Below are 24,643 nucleotides of genomic sequence, written 5' to 3'. Positions count from 1 at the left end.
CTGCATACATGCAGTCTCATTTTAAATTATACTATCGGAGGAATTTGTGTTTATGGTAATGTTCTTTACACTCTTACTGATGGGAGCAGGTCTTTCGATGGATGCTTTTGCAGTGTCTATTTGTAAGGGACTTTCCATGCGGAAGGTAAACAAAAAGCAATCTCTTGTAATTGGCTTATTCTTCGGAGGATTCCAGGCACTGATGCCATTTATCGGCTGGCTACTGGGAAGCCGGTTTGAACAGTATATTACAAGCATTGACCACTGGATTGCATTTATCCTGTTAGGATTTATCGGTGGAAAAATGGTAGTGGAAGCAATCCGGGAAAAGGATGAAGCAGTAGAAGTCGGGAAAATGGACCCGCCACTGGATTTCAAAGAGATGTTTATTCTGGCAATCGCAACCAGCATTGATGCCCTTGCCGTTGGAATCACATTTGCATTTCTGCAGGTGCCAATCGTTGAGGCAGTTTCCATCATCGGGATTACGACCTTTGTGATTTCTGTCATTGGTGTGTATGTAGGAAACTTCTTTGGAAACAGATATAAGAAGAAGGCGGAATTGGCTGGCGGTATAATTCTTATCTTAATCGGACTTAAGATTTTGCTGGAGCATCTTGGAATTTTGGCATTTTAAAAGAAGGAGGAATATAATATGACAACAATCTGGACATATGTATTACTGGTAGTTGGTTTTGTACTGTTAATTAAAGGAGCAGATTTCTTTGTAGAAGGAAGTTCGGGAATTGCAAAGAAATTAAAGGTGCCATCGTTGATTATCGGACTTACGATAGTGGCAATGGGAACATCCCTGCCGGAATGTGCCGTCAGTGTGGCAGCATCTATTTCCGGAAACAATGCCCTGGCAGTCAGTAATGTAGTTGGCTCAAATATCTTTAACCTGATGGTGGTTTGTGGCTTCTGTGCCGTAATTACACCGCTTGCAGTAGGAAAAAAGACCTTAAAGCAGGAATTTCCGTTTTCTGTGCTTATGGCAGCCCTGCTTTTAGTGCTGGGTTACATTGGAATGAGTGTTGGCAGAATAGATGGTGTGATTTTATTGATTTTCTTTGCTCTCTTCATGTTCTGGATGGTGCGTTCTGCATTAAAGGCAAGAACAGCAGGAATTACAACAGATGCTTCCGAGGAAGCAGATGAGATTGAACGCGCAAAGCCAATCCCGGTATGGCTCTGTCTTGTATACATTGTGGGTGGAGCAGCAGCCATTGCATTTGGTGGCGACATGGTAGTAGACAGTGCGTCTGCTATTGCAGCAGCATTTGGTTTGAGCCAGAATTTAATCGGGCTTACGATAGTAGCAATGGGAACGTCATTACCGGAGCTGGTAACCTCTATTGTGGCAGCCCGTAAAAATGAAGTAGATATGGCTCTTGGAAATGTCATTGGTTCTAATATTTTCAATATCCTTTTTGTTCTTGGTATTGCCGCAGCCATAAGTCCGGTCGCATTTATCATGGAAAATGTGATTGATATTGTAATCTTAATTGCCATGAGCATAATGGTACTGCTGTTTGCTTGGAGCAGGCAGAAAATAAACCGCATTGAAGGAGCAATTATGCTGCTTTCCTATGCGGGATATATGGTCTATATCTGTATGAGATAATATATTTGATAAGAAATAAGAAGCCCGTTTTTGTGGGCTTCTTATTGTATTATGTGCGCAGCAAAAATATCTGTAAGAAGCTGCCGGTGGCAGATTCTGCAGGATGCTGACTAATTTTCCGATTCTTCTAACTGGGAAAGTACATTGTTAAGCTGGAAGGTGGAGCTGTCTATCAGGTCCGGAATGGAACCTAAGTATTCCAGATGAAAGCCGGCATAGCGGAAGAAATAGGTTGTTCTTAATCCATCATCCGGGATGGCAAGCTCGATATATTCATCTGTTGTATCAAGGTCAATGAGATAATATTCATTTGTTATATCGGAGGCAGCACTGCGGGACAGTGTAAAGTCGCCATTATAAAGCATTTCAGAATAATCGGTTCCATCTACCGTCAGGGTAGAAGAAAGCATTCCCGTTTCTTCGTTGTAAGTGGTGTCATAGTAGACGGCATCCATTTCTCCGTTTCCATCCATATCTGCAGAAACAGCAGACCCCATTAAAGCGTTCAACTGAAAATTACCGGTGTAATGATATTCAGCCTTCAGGGCATTCAGCTGCTGATAAGGAACGGAAAATAAAAGTGTATCGGAATAAGACGGTGTAATAGCACCATGATTGGCGATAAAGGTAATACCGCCTCTGGTAAAATACCAGTTGCCATCCCTTAGTACATGTTCCAAAAGGTTCGAAGATACATCGGAGCCGTCATGTTTGGCAAGCTGGCTTACTTTGCCGTAGTTCGGTAACAAAAGCTGCTGGTTAATAAAAGAAAGTGCACTGTTTATCAGGGCATTGGAATCTGTAGCAATATCAGAAAGAGAAAGTGTTTTGCCATTCTCCAGATCATAATTAAACCCACCATAAGCAGCACTGTGGGTCTCCTCACTGGTAAATTCTTTTCTGGTACTCTCAAAAGAGATAATCCGGCTGTCCTGTCTGGTACAGGAAAAATCCTCATCTAAGTGATAGGCGGAAAAGGAATCCGGTGACTCAGCAAAAGAAATTCTTGCGGAAAGCAGACTTTCTAATCGGGCATCCTGGAAAGCATCCAGTTCTTCGTTTAAAGATTGTGTAATGGTTTTGGAAATCTTCAGATGACCGTCTATGGTCACCGTTGGTTTCTGATAGGAGGTATATAATAAAACAGTAGATAAATCATCGGCATGATAAGTCTCTGTTTTGGAATTAAATGTTATTGTTACCGGGTCATTCCGGGACTGTTCTGTTGACTCTTCTGTAGCGTCCGGCTGTTCACTGCCGGAATCCGTCTGTACAGAAGACTGTTTCTTCCCACCACATCCGCAAAAGACCAGGGTGGCAATACAAATCAGGGCAATAAATCTTTGCTTCATAGATATCTCCTTGTGGTTCGCATTCGTACCTAGAGTATAGCACATTTTATCTGGAAAAATCTTTAAAAAAGAATGAAGTTTTCCGGGGAAGAGGTACGAGTATTAGGAAAAATAGATATCTGCACGGTTTATCGAAGTGCGGATGCATGATAAGGGCTGCTAGGGGCACTTGGAATTTCGGATAGCATCTGGCAACGGTGGCACAGGGACGTGCCGCCGAGGCGCAGATGAACATGGATGTGAATTTGCGCCGGTTGCCGGAACAGACTAATTTTATTCGAAATTCTTAGTGCCCCTTGTAGCCCTTATTTCGCATTTGGACTCGATAAACAGTGTGGAAATCCAGCATTCTTTTATTCCACAAACCATCGAGAAAACTTTATTCTTTTTTAAAATTCGCCCAATTGAAAAGCAATATCAAGAGGTATATAATCAGGTAAAGTGCGGACGCACAGGGGAATATAGTAAGAAAAGGAGGATACACAATGGATTTTTTTGACCGCATGGGAGAGAAACTGGTAACTGCAGGAAAGGATGTCACACAGAAGGCAAAGGATTTATCCGGAACTGCAAAGTTAAACTTTGACATCAAGGCAAAAGAGGATTTTATTGAAAAGCAGTATGCACAGATTGGAAAGCTTTATTATGAAGACCACAAGGAAGAAGCAGATGGTGCATATGGACAGCAGATGCAGGCAATTGCAGAGGCATTTGCAGCAATTGACCATATGAAAGAGGAAGTATTAAAGATTAAAGGAGCGCGTCAGTGCCCGCAGTGTGGCGCTACTGTGCCGGAGGACACAGAGTTCTGTGGAAAATGTGGAGCAAAACTGAATATCTTTGAAGATTAGTGGACAACCTACCCATTTGTTTTGAGAAAATCATACCAATGGGTAGGTTGTTTTATGAAAAAACATAAGATATAATAAATGGTATACCAATAGGGAAGAGAAAGGTATAGGGAGGTGCAGTAATTTATGGAGAAACGAATGATAAAGCTGACCGGTGCTTTATTACTGGTAGCCAGCTTGGTTTTTTCCGGGTGCGGGAAAAGCACGCAGTTAGACGATTATGCTACCAATGAAGGCAGTGACAGCGTAGAAGAAGGCACGGAAGCAGTGGCGGATAACACATCGGGTGATACCGGGGGGATACCGAAGGATGAGATTAAGGTAGGTGTCATTCATCTATCCGATCCGGCAGAGGGAAGTGGTTATACATATACCCATGATCTTGGTATTCAGGGAATGCAGCAGAACTTAAATCTTTCCGATGACCAGATTGTGCGTAAAATTAATATTTCGGATACTGATGCAGATGCAACCAGAGCAGCAATACAGGAATGCATTGACGAAGGCTGTAATATTATTTTCACCACAAGCTGGGGTTATATGGAGACCACCGCAGAGATGGCAGAAGAATATCCGGATATTTATTTTTCCCATGGAACCGGATATATGAGCAATGGAAAGAATTTCAATAATTATTTTGGAAGAATTTATCAGGCACGTTACTTGAGCGGAATCGTGGCGGGCATGAATACAAAGTCCGATAAAATCGGTTATGTGGCAGCGATGGATTCAACTAATTCAGAGGTAACCGGCGGAATTGATGCATTTGCAATGGGAATTTATTCTGTCAATCAGAATGCAAAGGTCTATGTAAAAGTTACAAACAGCTGGTTTGATCCGGACGGAGAGAAGGCGGCAGCAGAGACGCTTCTTAACATGGGCTGTGATGTAATTGCACAGCATTGTGATACAGAATATCCGCAGACATTGGCACAGGAAAAAGGTGTTTATAGTATCGGTTATAATTCTGATATGAGTAAAAATGCACCGGAGGCTTGTCTTTGCAGTGTTATCTGGAACTGGAGTGCCTATTATACATCAGCAGTGCAGAGTGTTATCGACGGAACCTGGGATGGCAGCAATTATTATGGAGGAATGAATGAGAACCTGGTAGGACTTACGTCGCTTGCTGATTTCTGCGCAGATGGAACTACGGAGAAAGTTGAAGAGGCAAAGGCAGCAATCCTTTCCGGGGAAAATGGCGTGTTTGATGGTGTAATTGAGACCAATACCGGAGAAACCGTAGGAAAAGAAGGAAAAACATTAGATGATGCGACAATTACCGGAGGAATAGACTGGTATTTTAAGACGGTTGAAGTGGTAGAGTAGGGGGATGCAAATGAATCTAAAGAAAAAAATTCTGGCAATTACAATTGGACCGGTATTGATATTAGGAATTATCACCATACTATTTACCGTAACCATGGTAAAGAATTCCATGATGGATGAGACAAAGGATGCATTAAAGGGAACCGCTGCCGCAACGTTGGCAGCATATGACCAGAATACCGGAGATTATCTTGAGACCAGCAATGGGGACATCTGGAAGGGAAGTTACAATATTTCCAAATCAGAGAATCTGGTAGACCGGATTAAAGATAATACCGGAATGGATGTAACTTTTTTCTATGGAGATAAACGAATCATGACTTCAGCAACGGATGAGAATGGAAATCGTATCTTAAAATCCAAAGCAGGAGATGTCATTGTAGAAAAAGTATTAAATGGTGGAGAAGAATATTTTAGTGAAGCAGTATCTATAGAAGGAACTTTAAATTATGGTTATTTTATGCCGGTATATCAGAATGGCTCCGATACAGATATTGTGGGAATGGTATTCGTAGGAACCAATAAGCAGGATAAAGATGCTGTTGTAATGCGGCTTTTAGGATCGATTGTGGCAGCGGTGGTGGCAATTATGCTGGTCTGCCTGATTGTCAGCACGAAGCTGGCAAGCACTATCAGCAGGAATATCAGAACCAGTATTAAAACGGTGGAGAAGATTGCAGCAGGCGATTTGAATGTACAGGTGAATAATAAGCTGCTTAAGAGTAAGGATGAAATCGGAGACCTTTCCAGAGTTACGATTACCCTGCGTGATGCGATGCAGCGGACAACACTTGAAATCAATCAGAATGTGCAGAAGTTGTTAGAGGCATCTTCTCTGCTTGGAACAGCGGCCGATAATACCAATGGAACCATGAATAAGGTGCGCACAGCCGTAAACCGTATTGTAGAAAATTCTACGGAGCAGGCAGAGAATTCAAAGAGTACCTCAGAACATATGCGGCTGATGGGAGATAATATAACAGAGACTTCTGCTGAGGTGGAGGCATTAAACAGCAATGCGGCATTTATGCATGAATCCAGTGAAAAAGCAGCGGAGACACTGGCAAATCTCCAGCGCATCAATGGCGAAGTAGAGCGGATTATTGGCGAAGTACAGGAACAGACCAACCGTACCAACGATTCTGTCCAGCAGATTTACAAAGCAACCGCATTTATCGCATCGATTGCAGAAGAGACAGATTTACTTAGTCTGAATGCATCCATAGAGGCAGCCAGAGCAGGAGAGAACGGAAAAGGATTTGCCGTAGTTGCAGAACAGATTAAGAAATTATCTGAGCAGTCTAACCAGTCCAGCAGTGAGATTGAAGAGACTGCCATGATGTTAAGTGAGGATTCCCAGAAGGCTGTAGAGATTATGCAGAAGATGCAGGAAATCATTATGAGCCAGAGTGAGAGCATGCAGGATACCCAGAAGGTGGTGGAAGAGGTTGTGGCACAGATAGCCAATTCCATGCAGAGTATCCAGCAGATTAAAGAGACCACAGAGCATCTTGCGAATGTGAGAAATGAGGTTCTGCAGGCAGTTGAGACTCTTTCTAATATAGCGCAGGACAGTGTATCCGGAACGAAAAAGACTTACGAAGATACGGAAGAGGTTGTAGATACCTTTAAGCAGGTATACATGAGCGCAGAGCAGCTTCGTGAGATTGCTGACCAGCTGGCAGGAAGCGTACAGTATTTCCATGTGGAATAAATATACAACCATAGCAATTCTAAAATTGTGAAAAAGTGCCTTTGAAATCGCAGACTGAAAAGTTTATCATAAAAAGCGAAAATATGCGGTGTCAGAGGTGAGAAAATGTATCCAATTGGAGCATATATTGTAAAATCAACAAATGGAGTATGCAAAATAAAGGACATTGTAAATCCGGATTTTGTAGCAGATTCCAACAAATTGTATTATAAAGCTAATCTATCAGAGGAAAAAGACGCGCCAGGAGCAGGGAAAGAAAACAACTACAGTAGATGGACGTTATTTTAATCTGGCAGAAAATCTTCTGTATTCTGAACTTGAATTAGTATTGCAGAAAAATAAAGATGAGATTTACCAGATGATAAAGGCAATTTGTGAAGCTTAAGGATATCGGATGGTCCGGTTGCAAAGGTTGACTTTTCAAATAAATTGTGTTAGTTTTACACCTAGATGATAAACGCAAGGAAGAAGAGAGTACATTTATCGGAATTGTACAGAGAGTTCCAATGAACCGCAGGGTTTAGCTGAGATGGAATCAAGGGTGATAGATGGAAGATGGCTTTGGAGTGGCGGGGCTGAATCCTAAGAGACAAGGCTTCGACAGGACCGCCTGTTATAGCGGGAAGTATTGCAGGATACTTCATGAGGCACATATTGTAAGGTATGTGTAAAATAGAAGTGGTAACACGGATAACACCCGTCTTCTTTCATTAGAAGGCGGGATTTTTTTTCGCGAGTAGCGATGAAAATGCCGTGCTTGCACGAGCATTTGAGGAGCACCGCGAAAACCTGTGAAACGAAGTTTCTCAGGTCGCGAGTAGCGAAAAGCGGCTCGCAGGAATGCTTGTGAAACGAAGTTTCTCAGGTCGCGAGTAGCGAAGCGGCTCGCAGGAACGCTTGAGGAGCACCAAAAGTATAAAAAGGAGAATGAAGATGAGCAGCAAAGGAAAGTTTTACATGACCACCGCGATTGCCTACACATCAGGTAAACCGCACATTGGAAACACTTATGAGATTGTACTGGCAGACGCAATCGCAAGATACAAGAGACTGGAAGGCTATGATGTATATTTCCAGACCGGTACCGATGAACATGGACAGAAGATTGAATTAAAGGCAGAGGAAAAAGGAATTACACCGAAGCAGTTCGTAGACGAAGTTGCCGGAGAAGTAAAGAGAATCTGGGATTTGATGAATACTTCTTATGATAATTTCGTGCGTACTACCGATGAAGACCATGAGACACAGGTTAAGAAGATTTTTAAGAAACTTTATGATAAAGGTGATATTTATAAGGGTTCCTATGAGGGACTTTATTGTACTCCGTGTGAGTCTTTCTGGACGGAGTCCCAGTTAGTAGATGGAAAATGTCCAGACTGTGGCCGTGAAGTGCAGCCGGCAAAAGAAGAAGCATACTTCTTTAAAATGAGCAAATATGCAGACCGGTTAATCGAATATATCAATGAGCATCCGGAGTTTATCCAGCCGGTATCCCGTAAGAATGAGATGATGAACAACTTCTTACTTCCGGGACTTCAGGATTTATGTGTATCCAGAACCTCATTTTCCTGGGGAATTCCGGTAGACTTTGATCCAAAGCATGTAGTATATGTATGGCTGGATGCACTGACCAACTACATTACAAAGATTGGCTATGATGCAGATGGCAATTCTTCCGATTTATTCAAGAAGAACTGGCCGGCAGATTTACACTTAATAGGAAAAGATATCATCCGTTTCCATACCATTTACTGGCCGATTTTCTTAATGGCATTAGACCTGCCACTGCCAAAGCAGGTATTTGGACATCCATGGCTCTTACAGGGTGGCGAGAAAATGAGCAAATCCAAGGGAAATGTAATTTATGCTGATGATATGGTAGACCTCTTTGGTGTAGATGCAACCCGTTATTTCGTATTGCATGAGATGCCATTTGAAAATGATGGAATCATTACCTGGGAGCTGGTTGTAGAGCGTTTCAATTCCGACCTTGCCAACATCCTTGGAAACCTGGTAAGCCGTACCATTTCCATGAGCAATAAATATTTTGACGGTGTCGTAAAGAGCACCGGAGTCACAGAAGAAGTAGATAATGACTTGAAGGCAGTTGTAACCGGCGCAAGAGATAAGATTGCAGATAAGATGTCCGGACTTCGTGTGGCAGATGCCATTACAGAAGTATTTAACGTATTCCGCCGCTGCAACAAATATATCGATGAAACAGCACCTTGGGTACTGGCAAAGGATGAAGCAAAGAAAGACCGCTTAAGCGAAGTGCTTTATAATCTGACCGAGTCCATCGCTATCGGCGCAAGCCTTTTAGCAAGCTTCCTACCGGAGACTGCAGAGAAAATCGCAGCGCAGCTTAATACAGGACTGCGTGGATTTGATGAGCTGAATCAGTTTGGACTTTATCCAAATGATAATAAAGTAACGGAGAAACCAGAGATTCTTTTTGCAAGATTAGACCCGAAGGAAGTAATGCCGAAGGTAGAAGCAATCCGCGCTGCCCAGAAAGCAGAATTCGAAGCAGAGCAGAAAGCATTAGGCAAAGATGTACCGGTAGAAGGTGCAGGAAGTGATGAAAATGCAAAAGTAATCGACATCGAGCCAAAAGAAGAGATTACCTATGATGATTTTATGAAAATGCAGTTCCAGGTTGGGGAAATCATCGAGTGTAAGGCAGTAGAGAAATCCAAGAAATTACTGTGTTCACAGGTAAGAATCGGAAGCCAGGTAAAACAGATTGTATCCGGTATCCGCAAACAGTACACACCGGAAGAAATGGTCGGCAAGAAAGTTATGGTATTAGTAAACTTAAAACCGGCAAAACTTGCAGGTGTATTATCTGAAGGAATGTTACTTTGCGCAGAGGATGAAAATGGAGAATTAGCACTTCTGACACCGGAAAAGGATATGCCGGCAGGAGCAGAAATCTGCTAATTATAAGATTTTCAGATTAGCTATATAAAGAACCCCCGGAAGAACTATTGCAAATTGGTTTTTCCGGGGGTTCTATTATGCGTTGCGGCTGCGTTTCTGGTATTTGCTGGAAACCAGATAAATACAGAATATTGCGACGAAGAAGCCAAACTGGATACCGATAAAGCGCCAGTATTTCGCAGTGGTAAGTATTTCATCCGATATACCGCCCAGCATGGAATTGAGGCGGATATACCAGTAGGTTGGAAGAAAATGCGCCACAGCAAGAACACCTTTTCCCAAAAGGTATTGCGGAACGAAGATTCCGGAGAGGAAACTCAATCCCAGGGAGGCAACATTTGCAATCATACTGAGGGACTGCTGTTTGAGTGCAAAAGTACTTACAAGGAGCGTAAGTGCTATGGAAAACAGCAGAACCATGGCACTGTTTAAAAGAGAGTGGAGTCCGTTTATCGAGAACAGAGTGTCTGGTCCGTAGATAAAAAGTGCAGTCAGGATAAAGAGCAGCCATACAAAGAGACTGAATACGATACATCCTAAAGTAATCTGCGCATTTCTGGACTTTAAGGAAAGAGAGGAGCAGGAAATCCTTGCACCTAAATCTTTCTGGTTAAAGGTCATCAGAATAGGAGTCATACCAAGTAACAGCATATTAATGAGTACATAAGGAAGATACTGGAAGAAATAGGTAAGTCCAATCTGTGCACCATCCGTTTCCTTTTCTTCAAGCTTAAGAACCGTAGTATCGTTTCCTTTGGAAAGTGATTCACTGGATTTTGTTACTGCTTCGGAAAGAGAGAAGCCACCAGCCATAAATAAGCGGACACTGGAAAGATACTCAGTTACCTGCTGGTCTACAAAATAGCCATTGGAGTTGTCCTTTCGCATGGAAACCGGAAGGAAATCTCTGGCATCAGAATCAGTAAGCTGTTCTTCAAAACCTTCCGGGATGGTTAAAATATAGTCAACCTTTTGATAATAAAGGGCATCCTGTAAGGTCATAGTATCCGTATCCTTTAAAGTGACCGGATTGTGCATGGAGGAAAGATAATCACTTAAAGCGTGGCTTGCAGTGCTGTTATCCTCGTCAATAATATAAATGTCTGCCTTTGTGGCAGCAAAAGAAGTTTCATGGTCGGATGCTCCGATTTTACTCATGGCAATTACAACAACGGTAAAAATAATATAGTATAAAAGCACCGAAGGAAATTTCTTCTTTGCAATTTTCAGAAAAGTTTTAAATACTTGCATATCTTTTCCTCCTTGTCAGTAAGAATCCACCCAAACAGAAGAGAGCGGAAATGCCAATCAATGTCAGAATACATTGGTAATACTGGTTTAGGTTATCCTGAATGCCCAGTGTATAGAAGGCACGGGAAATCAGGGCAGCCGGTGAAATCCGGTTGATAACCGGGCAGGTATTCTCGACAATGATCCACATATTTCCAACCATAAGCCCGCTTAAGAAGCAAAGCAGCAGACTGCCGGAGACAAGAATTCCCTGTTTCGTTCCCTCGGAAAAGGCTCCGATGGCACCTACGAAAAAGCCCATGGTAGTTCCGGTCAGACAGCCGACAAATACCGTTAGGATTGCCAGTGGGAGATGGTAGGTTAAATCAATCTTAAGCACCAGTACAATAAATGCAAAGGAAACCAGATTACAGATAAACTGGAATATCACATTGGAAAAAAGCTCTGCTATAATGACCTTCATTTTATGAACCGGAGAGATATTGCGTCTTGCACCAATGGCGGAGAGATTTCCCTGGTTATTGAGGGAAATATACAGTCCGGAAAGGCTGGTAAAGAGGCATGCCATAGCCATCAGATTGTAAAAGTACTGTGTATAAGTATCGGTATTATGTTTGTTTAAAGAAACTTCTTTGGTATAAGTAACCTGCTCAGAGAGACTTTGAAGCAGTGCTTCTAAGTTCTCCGGGTGATTTTTTGCAGTATCCGCAATGGCAGAAACCGAGGAATTGTACTGCTTTACAAATGCCTGCAAAATACTCTGATTCATGCGGACGGTATCAGAGCTGGAAGAAGAAACCGTAAGGGAAAGTGTGACTGTATCAGATGCAGAATCATCTGTATACAAAATGCCATCCACTGTCTGGTCCTTTAACAGGGAAACGGCTTTTTCTTCTGTGCAGTAGGTTGGAACAAAGAGGGCAACGCCATCTTTTAATTCCATTTTTTCTAAAAAGGTCTTGATATTTTTTAATGCATCCGAATTATTTTCTTCTACAACAGCAATGGAAACCGGCTTTTGTATTTCGGAACTGCTGATATTGGAAAATGCTACCTTGAACATAATGCCAAGCAGAATCGGAAAAAGCAGTATCCAGAACATCTGCTCCCTATTTCTAAGGAGAATCCGGAAATGATATTTCATGATTTGAAGCATATCTTTCTCCTCCTAGTCTCTTAATTCTTTGCCGGTAATCTCTAAGAATACGTCATTTAAGGTCGGAAGCTCGGAATACACTTTTCCGAAGGTAATCTCATGCTGCTGCAGATAATCCAGCACATGAATGAGATTGTGGCTTCCACCGCTGCATAAAACGGTCAGCATGTGATTTTCGTAAGTTACTTCATAAACATGTTTTAAAGCACGGATTTCATCGATTGCTGCATCCGGCAGGTCTAAGATATCAATGGAAATGCTTTCGCTCTTCTTAATCATCTGCTTTAATTCATCCTTCGTGCCGATGGCAAGATTTTTTCCTTTGTCCATAATGGCAATCCGGGAACAAATCTGTTCCACCTCTTCCATGTAATGGGAGGTGTAAATGATGGTGGCACCGTTCCGGTTCAGCTCCCCGATTCCCTCAAGAATCTTATTCCGGCTCTGCGGGTCAACGGCAACGGTCGGCTCATCCATGATAATCAGCTTTGGTTTATGGGCAATGCCGCAGGCAATATTTAACCGCCTTAAAAGTCCGCCGGATAATTTCTTCGGAAAGAATTTACGGAAATCATCTAAGCCTACAAAAGCAATGGCTTCCTCTACATACTGTTTCCGGAGTGCTTTATCTTTTACATAAAGCCCACAGAAATAATCAATGTTTTCATATACCGTCAGTTCATCCACTACGGCAACGTTCTGCATAACAACGCCGATTTGCCGCTTTAGGTCATAACTATCCGGGTTCATCTTTTTCCCAAATACTTCAATGTTTCCTTTGTCATAGGAAAGCAGGGAAAGAAGGCAGTTGATGGTCGTAGTCTTGCCGGAACCGTTTGGACCGAGCAGACCGAAAATCTCACCTTCTTCAATCTCTAAGTTAAAGTGGTCTAATGCTACAAGCTCTTTGTAGCGTTTCACCAGGTTTTCTATTTTTACAACTGGGGTACTCATAGGTTTCCTCCTTTTTTAGGGTAATTGCTTATAACCTAAGTATAGGGAAAAGAGGTACAGAAGGTAAGTGCATTCTGTCAGGAAATAAAATGACATTTGTCATATCTTAACGTTCCTGTTGTCTTTTCCTTGAAAGAATAGCCGTTGCAAGACCAAGGAAGATAAGACCTGAGATAAACATATATAGTATTTTCATATGAGGGGAAAGAGTGGCATTTCCAAAAGAAATGGTAAGTCCCATATAATCCGCATATCCGGTCTTTATTTCGGAGGGGCAATGAAACCATTGCAATTCCTGATTCATCCAGATTTCACGAATGGCGGAAGCCCCCTGAAAGGCTGGAAGAAAGCGGATGATATATTTAAGAGTCTGGGGCATATTGCCGTATGGAACATAAATTGCAGCAAAAAATCCAATCAGAGTACCCAAAAGCGTGGTCAGACCATTGAATGCACTATTGGTATGAATAAAAGAAGCGCATAAAAAGACAAAGGAAGCAGAGGAAAAAATAATTGCAAGAAGTGCAAAGAGAATTTCTAAAGTATCATGGGCAGTTATAAAGGAGCCATTAGCAATACCAAGATAGATGATTCCGATTATCAATGTGAGCAGGCACATGATAAAGGAGACAATAATTGCAGCAATGACATAACCTGCAACATAGTATCCACGTTTTACAGGTGCAACAAAAAATGCAGATATCTTACCGGATTCCTCATCTCTTACCATGGTTCCCACCAGAGTCATGGAAATGCTTACGGCATTGACAACCAGGATACCGGCAATGGTCCAGATAATGATGAGCGAAGATGCATGAACAGCTTCGTATTTCAGACCGGTTCCAAGAACCTGAATTGTGGAATCAATATTTCCCTGTCCGAGAAATGCAATCATAAGGGTTAACACAATAAGAGTAGAAAGAAGAGAAAAGAATACACTGATTCGGTCTCGGAAATAAAGTAAGATATTACGTTTTATAAATGAAATTAGTATCATAGGTTAATCCTCCAGTTTTTTTCCTGTTATTTGAATAAAAGCATCATCCATACTGCCTTGAATAATTTCAATGCCATCATAGGGAGTGGTTATCCGGGGCATGATATGCAAAGCATCTTTGGTAGTAGATAGGGGAATTGCAATTCCGTTAGGGAGACGATAAGAAGCCAGTGAAAGAGCAGCCAATTCCCGGCTCAATGGTGTAATTTTGTCAGTATAGATTTTTAAAGTATCGGAAGCATATTTATTTTTTAACTGGGATGGAGAGCCGGAAGCAATGATTTTTCCGGCATCCATAATGCAAAGTTGTTGTGCCATAGAGGCTTCTCCCATATAGTGTGTGGTGAGAAAAATTGTCATATGGCGCTTTAACCGGAGACTTTCCAGACAGTCCCACATAAGTTTTCTGGTCTGCGGGTCAAGCCCGGTAGAAGGCTCATCTAGAAATAATATTTCAGGAGTATTCATGAGTGCCCGGGCAATTTCGCAGCGTCGTTTCTGACCACCGGATAATTTACGAAAAGGTCGTGATAATAAATTTTGAATGTTAAGAATTTCGGCAATCTCATAGAGATTTTTTTGAACCGTCTTTAAATCTTTTTCATATAGAAAGCCTCTCATCAAAAGATTTTCTTTTACTGTCAGATAATCATCTAAAGTATTATTCTGAAAAACAACTCCAATTTTATTGCGGATGGCATCGGCTTCTTTTAAAGCATCGTAATCACATATTTTGACAGTTCCTGCAGTTGCTTTCAGTAAGGTACAAAGAATATGAATTGTAGTGGATTTTCCGGCACCATTTACACCGAGCAGTCCAAATAAATCTCCTTTTTTAACAGAAAAAGAAATATCATCTACTGCTTTTATATCGGAATAATATTTTTTCAAGTGTGAAATCTGTATTGCATCCATGTTATGCCTCCTGTAGATAGAGATAAATAATAGCGGTTTTATAAATGTAGTATAGTAGAGTGAGCGGAGGACTGGTAAGTGCATTCTGTCAGGAAATAAAATGACATTTGTCATATCTTAGGAAAAATGATACAGTAAATGAAGTAGAACCCTAAGGAAGGGGAAGAAAAATGTTAAGAATACTGGATAAGTTACTTCTTTTTGCCATGTGCAGCTGCCTTATTTTCCATTTAGAGGGAGACTACCGCAGAGTTGTAATCTTCATCATTGGTCTGATTGTGGCAGCGTTGACTCTTTATATTGAAAACCGGAAAGTCATTGGTGCATTGCTGATAGCAATGGCAGTACTGTGTCTAATCGAGCCGGGCTTTACTTTTTTGCTGCCGCTGGTATTTTTTGACAGCTTCTGGTTCAGTCTGTGGTGGGGCATGGGATTTGCAGTTTTATTCTTTTATGCACTGCCGGTGTACCAGCCGTGGATGACAGCCATCTGGCTGTTCTTATCATTAGTGGCGGTGCTGTTGGCTCATTGCACCAGGCAGGCAACGGAGTTGAAGCGGAATCTGATACGACTCCGGGATACCAGCACAGAGTTAAGCCTTGTGATGCGGGAGAAGAACCGCAAGCTTTTAGAGGAACAGGATACGGAAATCTATATGGCAACGCTAAAGGAGCGGAACCGGATTGCAAGGGAAATCCATGATAATGTGGGGCATATGCTCTCCCGGGCAATCCTTCAGATGGGAGCACTGAGCACCGTATATGAGGAAGAGCCGCTGCATGGTCAGCTTTTAAAGGTAAATGATACCTTAAATCTTGCCATGAATAATATCCGGGAAAGTGTGCATGATCTGCATGATGATTCCGTGGATTTAAAGCAGGCATTATTAGAGGCAACCCGGGAAATGAAGCAGCATTATCATCTGGATTTAGAATACGATATGTCACAGAATGTTCCACGAAAAGTTAAATATTGTTTTATCGCAGCCGTAAAAGAAGCAATGTCAAATATTGTCAAATACAGCAACGGTGACCGGATTGAGATTGTTCTCAGGGAACATCCGGCACTGTATCAGATGACCATCGAGGACAATGGTACGGATGAGGAAAAGCAGAAAAAGGCAACGGAGCAGATGCGGGAAGAAAAGGATGACCTTAAGAGTGCAGCCGGAGGCATGGGACTTTCGAATATGCGGGAACGTGTGGAGTCGCTGGGCGGAAGCATTCATGTAAACTGCGAAAAAGGTTTTAAAATATTTATATCAATTCGAAAGAAAGAGGAGGCAGTATGAGAGTCCTGATAATAGATGATGACGAAGATGTGGTATTTTCCCTGCAGACCATTCTCTGCGCCAAGGGAGTGGAGGTAGTTGGAACAGGCACCGATGGAAGTGAAGCGGTAAAATTATATGAAGAGCTTCAGCCGGACATTTTATTAATGGATATCCAGATGAAGCCAATGAATGGTCTGGATGCGGCAGAGCAGATTCTTGCAGAAGACAAGACGGCAAGGGTGCTGTTTCTGACCACATTTTCCGATGATGAATATATTGTGGAGGCGTTACGAATCGGTGCGAAAGGCTATTGCCTGAAGCAGGATTTTGCAGCAATTGTTCCATCGTTAAATGCAGTCATGAGCGGACAGAGCGTTTTTGGTGGGGAAATTGTGAATAAGCTTCCGGTTCTGATGCAGAATAAGGAAAGCTTTGACTATGCCAGCTATGATATCAGTGAAAAAGAGCAGGAAATCATTCACCAGGTGGCACTTGGATGCAGCAACAAGGAAATCGCGGAAGCATTATTCTTAAGTGAAGGAACTGTCCGCAACTATATCAGCAGCATATTAGAAAAGCTGTCCCTAAGAGACCGGACGCAGCTGGCGGTATTTTATTACCAGCATTTGTAAAATAGAAAGAGGATTTTTATGATTTTTGAGACACATGCACATTATGATGATGAGAAATTCAAAGAGGACAGAGAACAGCTTGTTTCTTCTCTTCCGGAGCAGAACATAAAGCGGGTAATTAACGTAGGCGCAGACTTTGCCGGCTGCGTGGATAGCGTAGCACTGGCAGAGAAATACGATTATATTTATGCAGCAATCGGAATTCATCCAAGCAATATCGAAGATGCAACGGAAGAAAATTTAGCATGGATAAAGGGAAAGGCTTCCTGGGAGAAAACCGTTGCCATCGGAGAAATCGGGCTTGATTATTATTGGGATAAGGAGCCAACAGTGCAGCAGGCACAGCGGGAAATATTCTGCCGCCAGCTTGCACTGGCAAAAGAAATGAGTCTTCCGGTTATCATTCATTCCAGAGATGCCGCAGAGGATACCATGAAAATTATGCAGCAGGCCCATAAGGATGACATTCCGGGTGTCATTCATTGTTATTCTTATTCCAAGGAAATGGCGAAAGAATATGTGAAAATGGGATATTATATTGGTGTCGGCGGTGTAGTTACCTTCAAAAATGCAAAGAAGTTAAAGGAGACCGTGGCAGAAATCGGACTGCCTCACATTGTATTGGAAACTGACTGTCCCTATATGGCACCGGAACCGCATCGTGGCACCCGGAACGATTCAAGGAATCTTATTTATGTAGTAAAAACCATTGCCGAACTGACCGGAACAACACCGGAAGAAGTGGAAACAGTTACCTGGGAAAATGCCAGAAAATTATTTGGAAAAGTGAAGTAGCCTTCCTGTCAGAAGGGAATCGGATTTTATAAATATTTTACTGTCAATAAATATTTTACTTGTATTATAAATATGCATTTGTTACAATCAACACAAAGCATATATTCTGATTTTCGAGTGGAAAAAGCCAATCTAAATTTCTAGTATCAATTCAATGAATTCTATGCTTTTAAATTCTAATTACAATTTACGAACGCATAGTGCATTGAATAAGCGGAATTTCAGAATCGGAACAGGATATGTAATCCTGCTTTTCCTTGCATTATGGGAAAAGGAGGAAATATGAAAACCTTAGAAGAGCTGAATCTGGTGGATGACTTTCTGGTAAATAGCCTGACCAGTCACAAAATTTATGGGGAACAGTCGGCGAGGTATATTTTGGAGTGTATTCTACACCGGCAGATAGGAAAGCTTACGGTAGTGCCGCAGCGTTTCTTCTGCGGAGAAAATTTGGAAACCCACGGCATTCGGCTGGATGTATATCTGGATGAGGAGAACGGAGAAATCTTTGATATAGAACCAGACCAGAATGGTGGAAAAGAAGAAATCATATCATTACCACGGAGAGTCCGGTTTTACCATGCGAAGATTGATGCAAGCAATCTGAATGCAGGTGATACATATGGGAGTCTTCGGAATGTCATCGTAATTTTTATTACAACTTATGACCCCTTTGGACTGAATCGTATGGTGTATACAATCAAGAATGGTTGTATCGAAGTGCCGGAATTAGAGTATGAGGATGGCGCACAGACCATATTCCTGTATACAAGAGGAAGGGAAGGAAACCCGCCGGAGGAATTAAAACAGCTACTACATTACATGGAGCATTCATCCATAGAGAATGCTTCCACCGAGAGTCTGAAAAAGTTACACCGGATGGTAACAGCAGTCAAGCGGGATGGAGAGGTAGGTCTTGCATATATGAAGAGTTTTGAGAGAGAAGAGAGGATTCGAAGACAGGGCGAAGAAGAAGGAAGAAAAGCTGGACTGGAAGAAGGCATTATAAAACTCAGCCGTAAACTAGGAAAAGAAGATACGGAAATTCTGTCATTATTGCAGGAAGAACTGCAGATAGATGAAGAGCAGGCGAAACTTATATTGGAAAAATATCAGCAATAAGTAAATAAAAAGGGGCAGCACTCCTACTGGAGTAGCTGCCTGATTAATTCTAAGTGTAAGTGGATAGCCATTTTATAAGCATCCATATCCCGGTTCTTAAGGGATAATAAAATTTGTTCATGCTCCTGCTGTGCAGCAATTCTTCCATAAGAGGTATTCCCTTCACCATAATAAATCGATTTACTGATCAGGTTATTCAGTGTCATATAGAAGACACGAAGCGGAAGTGTTCAGGGCAGATTCAACCATATCTACAAGATCCGTTTCATTTGGAAGCGTAACATAATTGCCTTTGCCGATTACATTCGTAACCAGTTTTTTCTCGGTAAGAATCTTGATGGCTTCCCGGATGACATTACGGCTGACTCCATATTGTGTTGCAAGAACACGCTCGGAAGGCAGACAGTCCCTCATCGATTTCTTCTTTTTTGACATTTAATGGAGTGGCAAACCGCATACCATTTCCATTTACGCCACAGTTTAAGGTAAGCATATGGCGTTCTAAGCAGCCTTTCTTTACTTTTGCCCAGATGTCTGGTGCCGGGGTGCCATCCTTATGGGAAAATTCAATGGCAACCATAAGACCGATACCACGGACATCGGAGATGCAAGGATTTCCGCCAAAAGTGGTTCCATGGGTACCAACCGGCCATTTATCCATAATTTCCGGGGTGGAAATCACGGCACTCATTGGAGGACCGCCTGCAATGGCTTTACCAACTGTCATAATATCAGGTACAACGTCGAAGTTCTGGCTTGCCCACATTTTGCCGGTACGTCCGTAGCCACACTGGATTTCGTCGAAAATCAGGAGAATACCATGTTTATCACAAATTTCACGGACACTCTGTACGAATTTCCTGGAAGGAACGACATAGCCGCCTTCACCCATAACCGGTTCCATATAAATGCAGGCAACATCTTCCGGATAGACAACATATTTCAATAATTTATTCAGCTCAAACAGTGCATAATCGGTACGTTCTTCTTCTGTCATACCGGCAGGACACAAATCTTTTCCAGGATATGACGCAAAGTAGACATTATCCAGTTTATGGTTTCATCTGCATGTACTCTGCTGCCGGGTAATGTCTGCCGGGTAGAGACTGCCAGGTAAAGTCTGACAGAAAACAATAGAAACATTTATTTACCGGATGCCAGTTCCACCGTGTCTTTCCAGAATCGTTTTGGAATATTCTGACTTTGCAGCTTCGGATTCTTTCTTGCTTCAATGGCAATGCTGTCAAAGAAACCGCACCAGAGCTTCTGGTATTCCTTCTCGGCAGGGGAAAGCCGTGTGATAACGTCCGGATTTAAATTGGATGCATCCGTAAAGAAGTATCCACTGCCGGCTTTGTGAATGGCGGCAATCTGGTGTGTTGCGTCATAAATCATAAAATGTTCCTGTGGAAGGCGGTCAGTAAAATGTTCTGCCAGAACGGAAATCACCTGATTCTTAGGGTGGATGGTAGAAAACAGGACTCCGTTTTCCAGTTCCTGAAAACGTAAAAAACCAAGCAGATGGTGGGCTTCATTTCCGGTGGAACGACTTAGTTCAAAGACTCTTGCAATATAAGGATTGCCAAGAGCCTGTAAAATCCGATGACCATCCGCTAAAGAAAATCCATATAAGAGTGTACGGTAAATGCAGTCGGCTTTGTCCGGGTGCTCATTTTTTTTCTTATCATCATGGGCAAGAACCGCCTGAAGAATATCCTGATAGACCTCCATGCCAAGACGGGCAATAATGGTGCGTCCGACCTTTTCGCTCTTTTCGGAATCCGGTGCTACCGTAATATATTCAGAAAAGAGTTCGTAAGTTATCGTATCATTGATACAAAGCTTTATATTTTTGTGCCCATATCTGCTGGCCCAGGCATCATAGATGCCGGTAAAGATGCCATCGATGGAATCTTCACAGAGAAATATATGCATAAGAAAAAGTCCTTTCCTGTTTACTGAAAAATCATGGTTATAGCAGTTTATCCGACGCATAAATCGTTGGTGGTCAGTTTAAAATCACTTAAAGCATCTTCATCGAAGAAGGAAATCTGCTTATAACTGAAATCCCGTATTTCCTTCGGAATCTGAGTTATATCCTGCATCAGACAGCTGCAGATATAATCTTCATTTTGTGGAATGGAATACATCATACGACCGGAGCAGGTAATAAAGTAGGCAGCCCGTTTTAAGACAACTCCGATTTTCTTTAAATCGGAAAAATCAAGGCGGCTGTGACGGCGGGCTTTTACAATACGGTTGGCAGATTTCACACCAATGCCCGGAACACGTAGTAAGGTGTTGTAATCTGCCCGGTTAATCTCTACCGGAAAGGCTTCTAAGTGGCGGAGTGCCCAATCGCATTTCGGGTCTAAGAAGATATTAAAATCCGGACGGTCTTCGCTTAATAGCTCTCCGGCAGAAAAACCATAGAAGCGAAGCAGCCAGTCTGCCTGATACAGGCGGTGCTCCCGCAGAAGGGGTGGACCACCGGGAAGGGTTGGCAGATTGGAATTATGATTTACATTGACAAAGGCTGAGTAGAAGACTCGTTTCAACTGGAAATTCTGGTATAAGCCTTCTGCTACCTTCATAATCTGATAATCGTTTTCCGGGGTGGCACCGATAATCATCTGGGTGCTTTGGCCTGCCGGTACAAATTTCGGGGTCTTATGGTAAACCATCAGCTCATTCTGATTTTCCATAATGCCATTTTGAATCAGACGCATGGGCTTTAAGATGGTTTTGCGGGACTTATTTGGTGCAAGAGCCTTCAGTCCGTCTGCGGTCGGAAGCTCCAGATTAATGCTCATACGGTCAGCAAGAAAGCCTACTTTTTCAATGAGAACCGGGTCGGCACCGGGAATAGCTTTTACATGAATATATCCGTTAAAATGATGGCGGACACGGAGCTGGTAAAGTGTCTGATAAATCAGTTCCATAGTATAATTCGGGCTGATGAGAATACCGGAGCTTAAGAAAAGACCTTCAATATAATTTCTGCGGTAAAATTCCATGGTAAGGGTACAGACTTCGTCCGGTGTAAAGGAAGCCCTCGGCACATCATTGTTGCAGTTATTCTGGCAGTAGGCACAGCGGAAAATGCATTCATTGGTAAAAAGAATCTTAAGCAGGGAAATACAGCGTCCATCGGCAGAGAAGGTATGGCAGATTCCGGGAGAAATGGAATTACCCAAGCCATGGCCGTTTCCCTTGCGGTCTACACCGCTGGAGGTACAGGCAACATCATATTTGGCGGCATCCGAAAGGATGGTCAGTTTTTCCAATAAAGACATGTTTTCTGTTATATTCAAAGCAATCACCTTTTCTTTTTCTATCAAATATATAGAAGCACTTGCAAAGGAAGTAGTGGTGGAAGCCTGTCCTGTTTTAATGATTTATCAGATAAGAGCAGCCTTGTTCATCAAACGTCAGATGCCGCATAATGCCTGCAAAGGGCACTAGGAATTTCTTTGTAGTATGTAGTTTTATCCGGCAACCGGCACAAATTCACATCCCTGTTCATATGTGCCTCGCTGGTACATCCTTGTACCAGCGTTGCCTGCTTTCAGATGAAATTCCAAGTGCCCCTAGCAGCCCTTATCAGGCATCTGTCCTTCGATGAACAGTGCCGCTTTTCCATAAGAAAAAGACAAGACAGGCTTCCAGCCATCCATCTTCCATTGTAAGTTTTATGAAAATCCCCAATAATAGTTGCGTAGAACTATTTTCCTCTGTTATCATAAAAAGGACTGGACAAATCAGAACATTTGTTCTAAAATGATTGTAACACAGAAATATGCAGTTGGCAACAAAAACCGAACGTTTATTCGAAAAAAGATAGAAAGAGCGGTTAAATAAAGGAGCAGGCATGGCGGAATTAGGAAATCCACAGAATACAATAGAGGTACTGCAGAAGTACCGGTTTAATTTTCAGAAGAAATTCGGACAGAATTTTTTGATAGATACTCATGTGCTGGATAAGATTATCGATGCATCCGGAGTGACGGAGGATGATTTTGTATTGGAGATTGGTCCGGGAATCGGAACTATGACACAGTATCTTTGCGAGAGGGCAAGAGAAGTGGTTGCGGTGGAGATAGATAAGAATCTGATTCCGATTTTGTCGGACACACTGAAGAATTATTCCAATGTAACAGTAATTAATGAAGATATTTTAAAGCTTGATATCTGTAAGCTGGCAGAAGAGAAGAACCAGGGAAAGCCAATCAAGGTAGTGGCGAATCTGCCTTATTATATTACCACACCGATTATTATGGGACTGTTTGAGAGCCATGTGCCAATCGACAGCATTACGATTATGGTGCAGAAGGAAGTGGCAGAACGTATGCAGGAGGGACCGGGAAGCAAGGAATATGGAGCACTTTCCCTTGCAGTACAGTATTATGCCAGACCGGAAATCGTGGCAAACGTACCACCAAATTGTTTTATGCCAAGGCCGAATGTAGGCAGTGCGGTCATCCGTCTGACCCGGCATGAGAAGCCGCCGGTAGAAGTGGAAGATGAGAAACTGATGTTCCGTATTATCCGGGCATCCTTTAACCAGCGCAGAAAGACACTGGCAAACGGACTGAATAATTCCCCGGAGATACATTTGCCGAAAGAGGTAATACAGGAAAGTATCGTAAGCCTTGGAGTTCCGGAGAACATTCGTGGAGAGGCACTGTCCTTAGAGCAGTTTGCGGAACTTTCCAATGAGATAGGACAGCGTATGAAACAGTAATATTTTACTGGTATACATCCATTTCTGTTACATATATATGTAGAACAGGAGTGGACAGGATATGAAAGAAAAAATAAAAATGATACTGTGTCTGTGCCTGATTATTGCAGGATTACCGATACTTATGACCCTGGTGTTCCAGGGAGATGAGATATTATTGGATACAGACAGCAATGAAATACAACATAAGAGCAGTCATCCCGATGAAGAAGAGAAGATGGCTGCTCTTGTGTCTATTCTGGCACGGGATATCCCGGTTACCTATGAAGAAGAAGCGATTCGTGCGCAGGCAGTTATTGTGCGGACCAATTATGAATATGCCCTGTCGCAGGGAAAAGCATCGGAGACGGGACTGAGTGTTGCAGAGCAGACCAAATTGTTTGGAAATGAAAATTATAATCGATATTATCAGAAATTAGAAAATTGCCTGATAGATACCGAGGGGGAAGTCTTAACATATCAGGGACAGGAAATTGAGGCTCCCTATTTTGCAGTCAGTGCAGAGAAAACGAGAGGGACAGAGCTTCCTTATCTCAAAAGTGCCGAATCCATATGGGACATTACATCAGAGGATTTTCTTAAGGTGGAATTCTATGATGCAGGAGAACTGGTGGATACCTGCAATCAGGAATTTCCGGAAGCAGGACTTACAGCGGAGGACTGGGTGAATACGCTGGTGGTGACAGAACGGGAAGAAAGCGGATATGTAAAAACCATACAGGTTGGGAACAGTAGTGTCAGCGGGGAGGAATTCCGCAAGGCATTTTCCCTGAATTCCGCCTGTTTTTATATCAGGGAAATCGATGGCAGGGTACGTATTGTGACCAAAGGGTTAGGACACGGTTATGGACTTAGCATATATGGAGCAAATGAGATGGCAAAAGAGGGAAAAACTTATCAGGAGATTTTAAGCTATTATTATTCCGGAATTGAAATTACAAAAAAAGAATGAAATATAAAGAAGAATAAACTATAAAGAAGAATAAAATA

The 24,643-nt window shown here is 42.3% G+C and carries 25 protein-coding genes; 14 read left to right on the top strand and 11 right to left on the bottom strand.

Annotation, left to right across the window (positions count from 1 at the left end; genetic code table 11):
- Positions 1–52 precede the first annotated feature (52 nt).
- Positions 53–637: a manganese efflux pump MntP gene (locus tag DWX65_RS12030; RefSeq protein WP_117947483.1), complete on the top strand. Its 585-nt coding sequence runs from the start codon at positions 53–55 to the stop codon at positions 635–637.
- Between the two features lie 18 nt (positions 638–655).
- Complete coding sequence (locus tag DWX65_RS12025; protein WP_117697919.1) at positions 656–1,624, top strand: calcium/sodium antiporter; 969 nt, start codon at positions 656–658, stop codon at positions 1,622–1,624.
- 110 nt (positions 1,625–1,734) lie between these two features.
- On the opposite strand, the gene DWX65_RS12020 is transcribed toward DWX65_RS12025, so the two are convergent.
- Complete coding sequence (locus tag DWX65_RS12020; protein ID WP_117947484.1) at positions 1,735–2,976, bottom strand: hypothetical protein; 1,242 nt, start codon at positions 2,974–2,976, stop codon at positions 1,735–1,737.
- Positions 2,977–3,461: 485 nt separating this feature from the next.
- Between DWX65_RS12020 and DWX65_RS12015 the strand changes: the two genes are divergently transcribed.
- The 5 genes from DWX65_RS12015 (at position 3,462) to metG (ending at position 9,813) form a co-directional block, all read left to right on the top strand.
- Positions 3,462–3,827, top strand: coding sequence for a zinc ribbon domain-containing protein (locus DWX65_RS12015; RefSeq protein WP_022244247.1), 366 nt, complete (start codon positions 3,462–3,464; stop codon positions 3,825–3,827).
- Between the two features lie 126 nt (positions 3,828–3,953).
- A complete protein-coding gene (locus DWX65_RS12010) occupies positions 3,954–5,156 on the top strand; it encodes a BMP family ABC transporter substrate-binding protein (protein ID WP_117947485.1) in 1,203 nt (400 codons plus the stop codon).
- A 10-nt stretch (positions 5,157–5,166) separates the two neighbouring features.
- Positions 5,167–6,870, top strand: coding sequence for a methyl-accepting chemotaxis protein (locus DWX65_RS12005; protein WP_117947486.1), 1,704 nt, complete (start codon positions 5,167–5,169; stop codon positions 6,868–6,870).
- 105 nt (positions 6,871–6,975) lie between these two features.
- Positions 6,976–7,158, top strand: coding sequence for a hypothetical protein (locus DWX65_RS12000; RefSeq protein WP_227701260.1), 183 nt, complete (start codon positions 6,976–6,978; stop codon positions 7,156–7,158).
- Between the two features lie 645 nt (positions 7,159–7,803).
- Entirely contained in the window at positions 7,804–9,813 is a 2,010-nt protein-coding gene (gene metG / locus DWX65_RS11995; protein ID WP_117842250.1) for a methionine--tRNA ligase, read from the top strand.
- 75 nt (positions 9,814–9,888) lie between these two features.
- Here the strand turns inward: metG and DWX65_RS11990 are convergent, their stop codons facing one another.
- The 5 genes from DWX65_RS11990 to DWX65_RS11970 form a co-directional block, all read right to left on the bottom strand.
- Positions 9,889–11,064 carry an ABC transporter permease gene (locus DWX65_RS11990; protein ID WP_117947487.1) on the bottom strand — a complete coding sequence of 392 codons (1,176 nt, stop codon included), beginning with the start codon at positions 11,062–11,064 and terminating at the stop codon, positions 9,889–9,891.
- Positions 11,051–12,220 carry an ABC transporter permease gene (locus DWX65_RS11985; RefSeq protein ID WP_117947488.1) on the bottom strand — a complete coding sequence of 390 codons (1,170 nt, stop codon included), beginning with the start codon at positions 12,218–12,220 and terminating at the stop codon, positions 11,051–11,053. Before DWX65_RS11985 ends, DWX65_RS11990 begins: the two co-directional genes overlap by 14 nt.
- Before the next feature lie 12 nt (positions 12,221–12,232).
- The gene (locus DWX65_RS11980) at positions 12,233–13,174 is read right to left on the bottom strand and encodes an ABC transporter ATP-binding protein (protein WP_117947489.1); all 942 of its coding nucleotides are present in this window, start codon (positions 13,172–13,174) and stop codon (positions 12,233–12,235) included.
- Between the two features lie 106 nt (positions 13,175–13,280).
- Positions 13,281–14,171, bottom strand: coding sequence for an ABC transporter permease (locus DWX65_RS11975; protein ID WP_117947490.1), 891 nt, complete (start codon positions 14,169–14,171; stop codon positions 13,281–13,283).
- Between the two features lie 3 nt (positions 14,172–14,174).
- A complete protein-coding gene (locus tag DWX65_RS11970) occupies positions 14,175–15,086 on the bottom strand; it encodes an ABC transporter ATP-binding protein (protein WP_117947491.1) in 912 nt (303 codons plus the stop codon).
- Between the two features lie 170 nt (positions 15,087–15,256).
- Here DWX65_RS11970 and DWX65_RS11965 point away from each other — a divergent pair, with 170 nt between their 5' ends.
- From DWX65_RS11965 to DWX65_RS11950, 4 genes are all read left to right on the top strand, one after another.
- Positions 15,257–16,378, top strand: coding sequence for a sensor histidine kinase (locus DWX65_RS11965; protein ID WP_117947492.1), 1,122 nt, complete (start codon positions 15,257–15,259; stop codon positions 16,376–16,378).
- Entirely contained in the window at positions 16,375–16,992 is a 618-nt protein-coding gene (locus tag DWX65_RS11960; RefSeq protein ID WP_117947493.1) for a response regulator transcription factor, read from the top strand. Before DWX65_RS11965 ends, DWX65_RS11960 begins: the two co-directional genes overlap by 4 nt.
- A gap of 18 nt (positions 16,993–17,010) precedes the next feature.
- On the top strand, positions 17,011–17,787 hold the full coding sequence (locus DWX65_RS11955; protein WP_117947494.1) for a TatD family hydrolase: 777 nt from the start codon (positions 17,011–17,013) through the stop codon (positions 17,785–17,787).
- A gap of 282 nt (positions 17,788–18,069) precedes the next feature.
- A complete protein-coding gene (locus tag DWX65_RS11950) occupies positions 18,070–18,909 on the top strand; it encodes an Rpn family recombination-promoting nuclease/putative transposase (protein WP_117947495.1) in 840 nt (279 codons plus the stop codon).
- A gap of 23 nt (positions 18,910–18,932) precedes the next feature.
- Here DWX65_RS11950 and DWX65_RS11945 read toward each other — a convergent pair whose 3' ends face one another.
- From DWX65_RS11945 to DWX65_RS11925, 5 genes are all read right to left on the bottom strand, one after another.
- The gene (locus DWX65_RS11945) at positions 18,933–19,115 is read right to left on the bottom strand and encodes a hypothetical protein (protein ID WP_118173503.1); all 183 of its coding nucleotides are present in this window, start codon (positions 19,113–19,115) and stop codon (positions 18,933–18,935) included.
- The gene (locus DWX65_RS15775) at positions 19,102–19,323 is read right to left on the bottom strand and encodes a winged helix-turn-helix domain-containing protein (protein ID WP_197420847.1); all 222 of its coding nucleotides are present in this window, start codon (positions 19,321–19,323) and stop codon (positions 19,102–19,104) included. The genes DWX65_RS11945 and DWX65_RS15775 overlap by 14 nt, the downstream gene beginning before the upstream one ends.
- A complete protein-coding gene (locus DWX65_RS11935; protein ID WP_158564742.1) occupies positions 19,265–19,960 on the bottom strand; it encodes an aminotransferase class III-fold pyridoxal phosphate-dependent enzyme in 696 nt (231 codons plus the stop codon). The genes DWX65_RS15775 and DWX65_RS11935 overlap by 59 nt, the downstream gene beginning before the upstream one ends.
- A gap of 92 nt (positions 19,961–20,052) precedes the next feature.
- Positions 20,053–20,844: a TIGR03915 family putative DNA repair protein gene (locus DWX65_RS11930; protein WP_117947498.1), complete on the bottom strand. Its 792-nt coding sequence runs from the start codon at positions 20,842–20,844 to the stop codon at positions 20,053–20,055.
- 47 nt (positions 20,845–20,891) lie between these two features.
- Positions 20,892–22,205: a putative DNA modification/repair radical SAM protein gene (locus DWX65_RS11925; protein WP_117947499.1), complete on the bottom strand. Its 1,314-nt coding sequence runs from the start codon at positions 22,203–22,205 to the stop codon at positions 20,892–20,894.
- On the opposite strand from DWX65_RS11925, the gene DWX65_RS15020 reads away from it, so the two are divergent.
- The 3 genes from DWX65_RS15020 to DWX65_RS11915 all read left to right on the top strand — a co-directional run bounded on the left by DWX65_RS15020 (position 22,204) and on the right by DWX65_RS11915 (position 24,605).
- Positions 22,204–22,374 carry a hypothetical protein gene (locus tag DWX65_RS15020; protein WP_158564738.1) on the top strand — a complete coding sequence of 57 codons (171 nt, stop codon included), beginning with the start codon at positions 22,204–22,206 and terminating at the stop codon, positions 22,372–22,374. The two genes, DWX65_RS11925 and DWX65_RS15020, sit on opposite strands and share 2 nt — an antisense overlap.
- 406 nt (positions 22,375–22,780) lie before the next feature.
- On the top strand, positions 22,781–23,653 hold the full coding sequence (rsmA, locus tag DWX65_RS11920) for a 16S rRNA (adenine(1518)-N(6)/adenine(1519)-N(6))-dimethyltransferase RsmA (protein ID WP_117842120.1): 873 nt from the start codon (positions 22,781–22,783) through the stop codon (positions 23,651–23,653).
- A gap of 61 nt (positions 23,654–23,714) precedes the next feature.
- Positions 23,715–24,605, top strand: coding sequence for a SpoIID/LytB domain-containing protein (locus tag DWX65_RS11915; protein ID WP_118173502.1), 891 nt, complete (start codon positions 23,715–23,717; stop codon positions 24,603–24,605).
- Positions 24,606–24,643 lie beyond the last annotated feature (38 nt).

It is taken from the genome of Roseburia sp. AF20-18LB, assembly GCF_003461185.1.
Taxonomy (GTDB): Bacteria; Bacillota; Clostridia; order Lachnospirales; family Lachnospiraceae; genus Roseburia_C; species Roseburia_C amylophila.
This window is presented reverse-complemented; position numbering and strand designations above follow the sequence as displayed.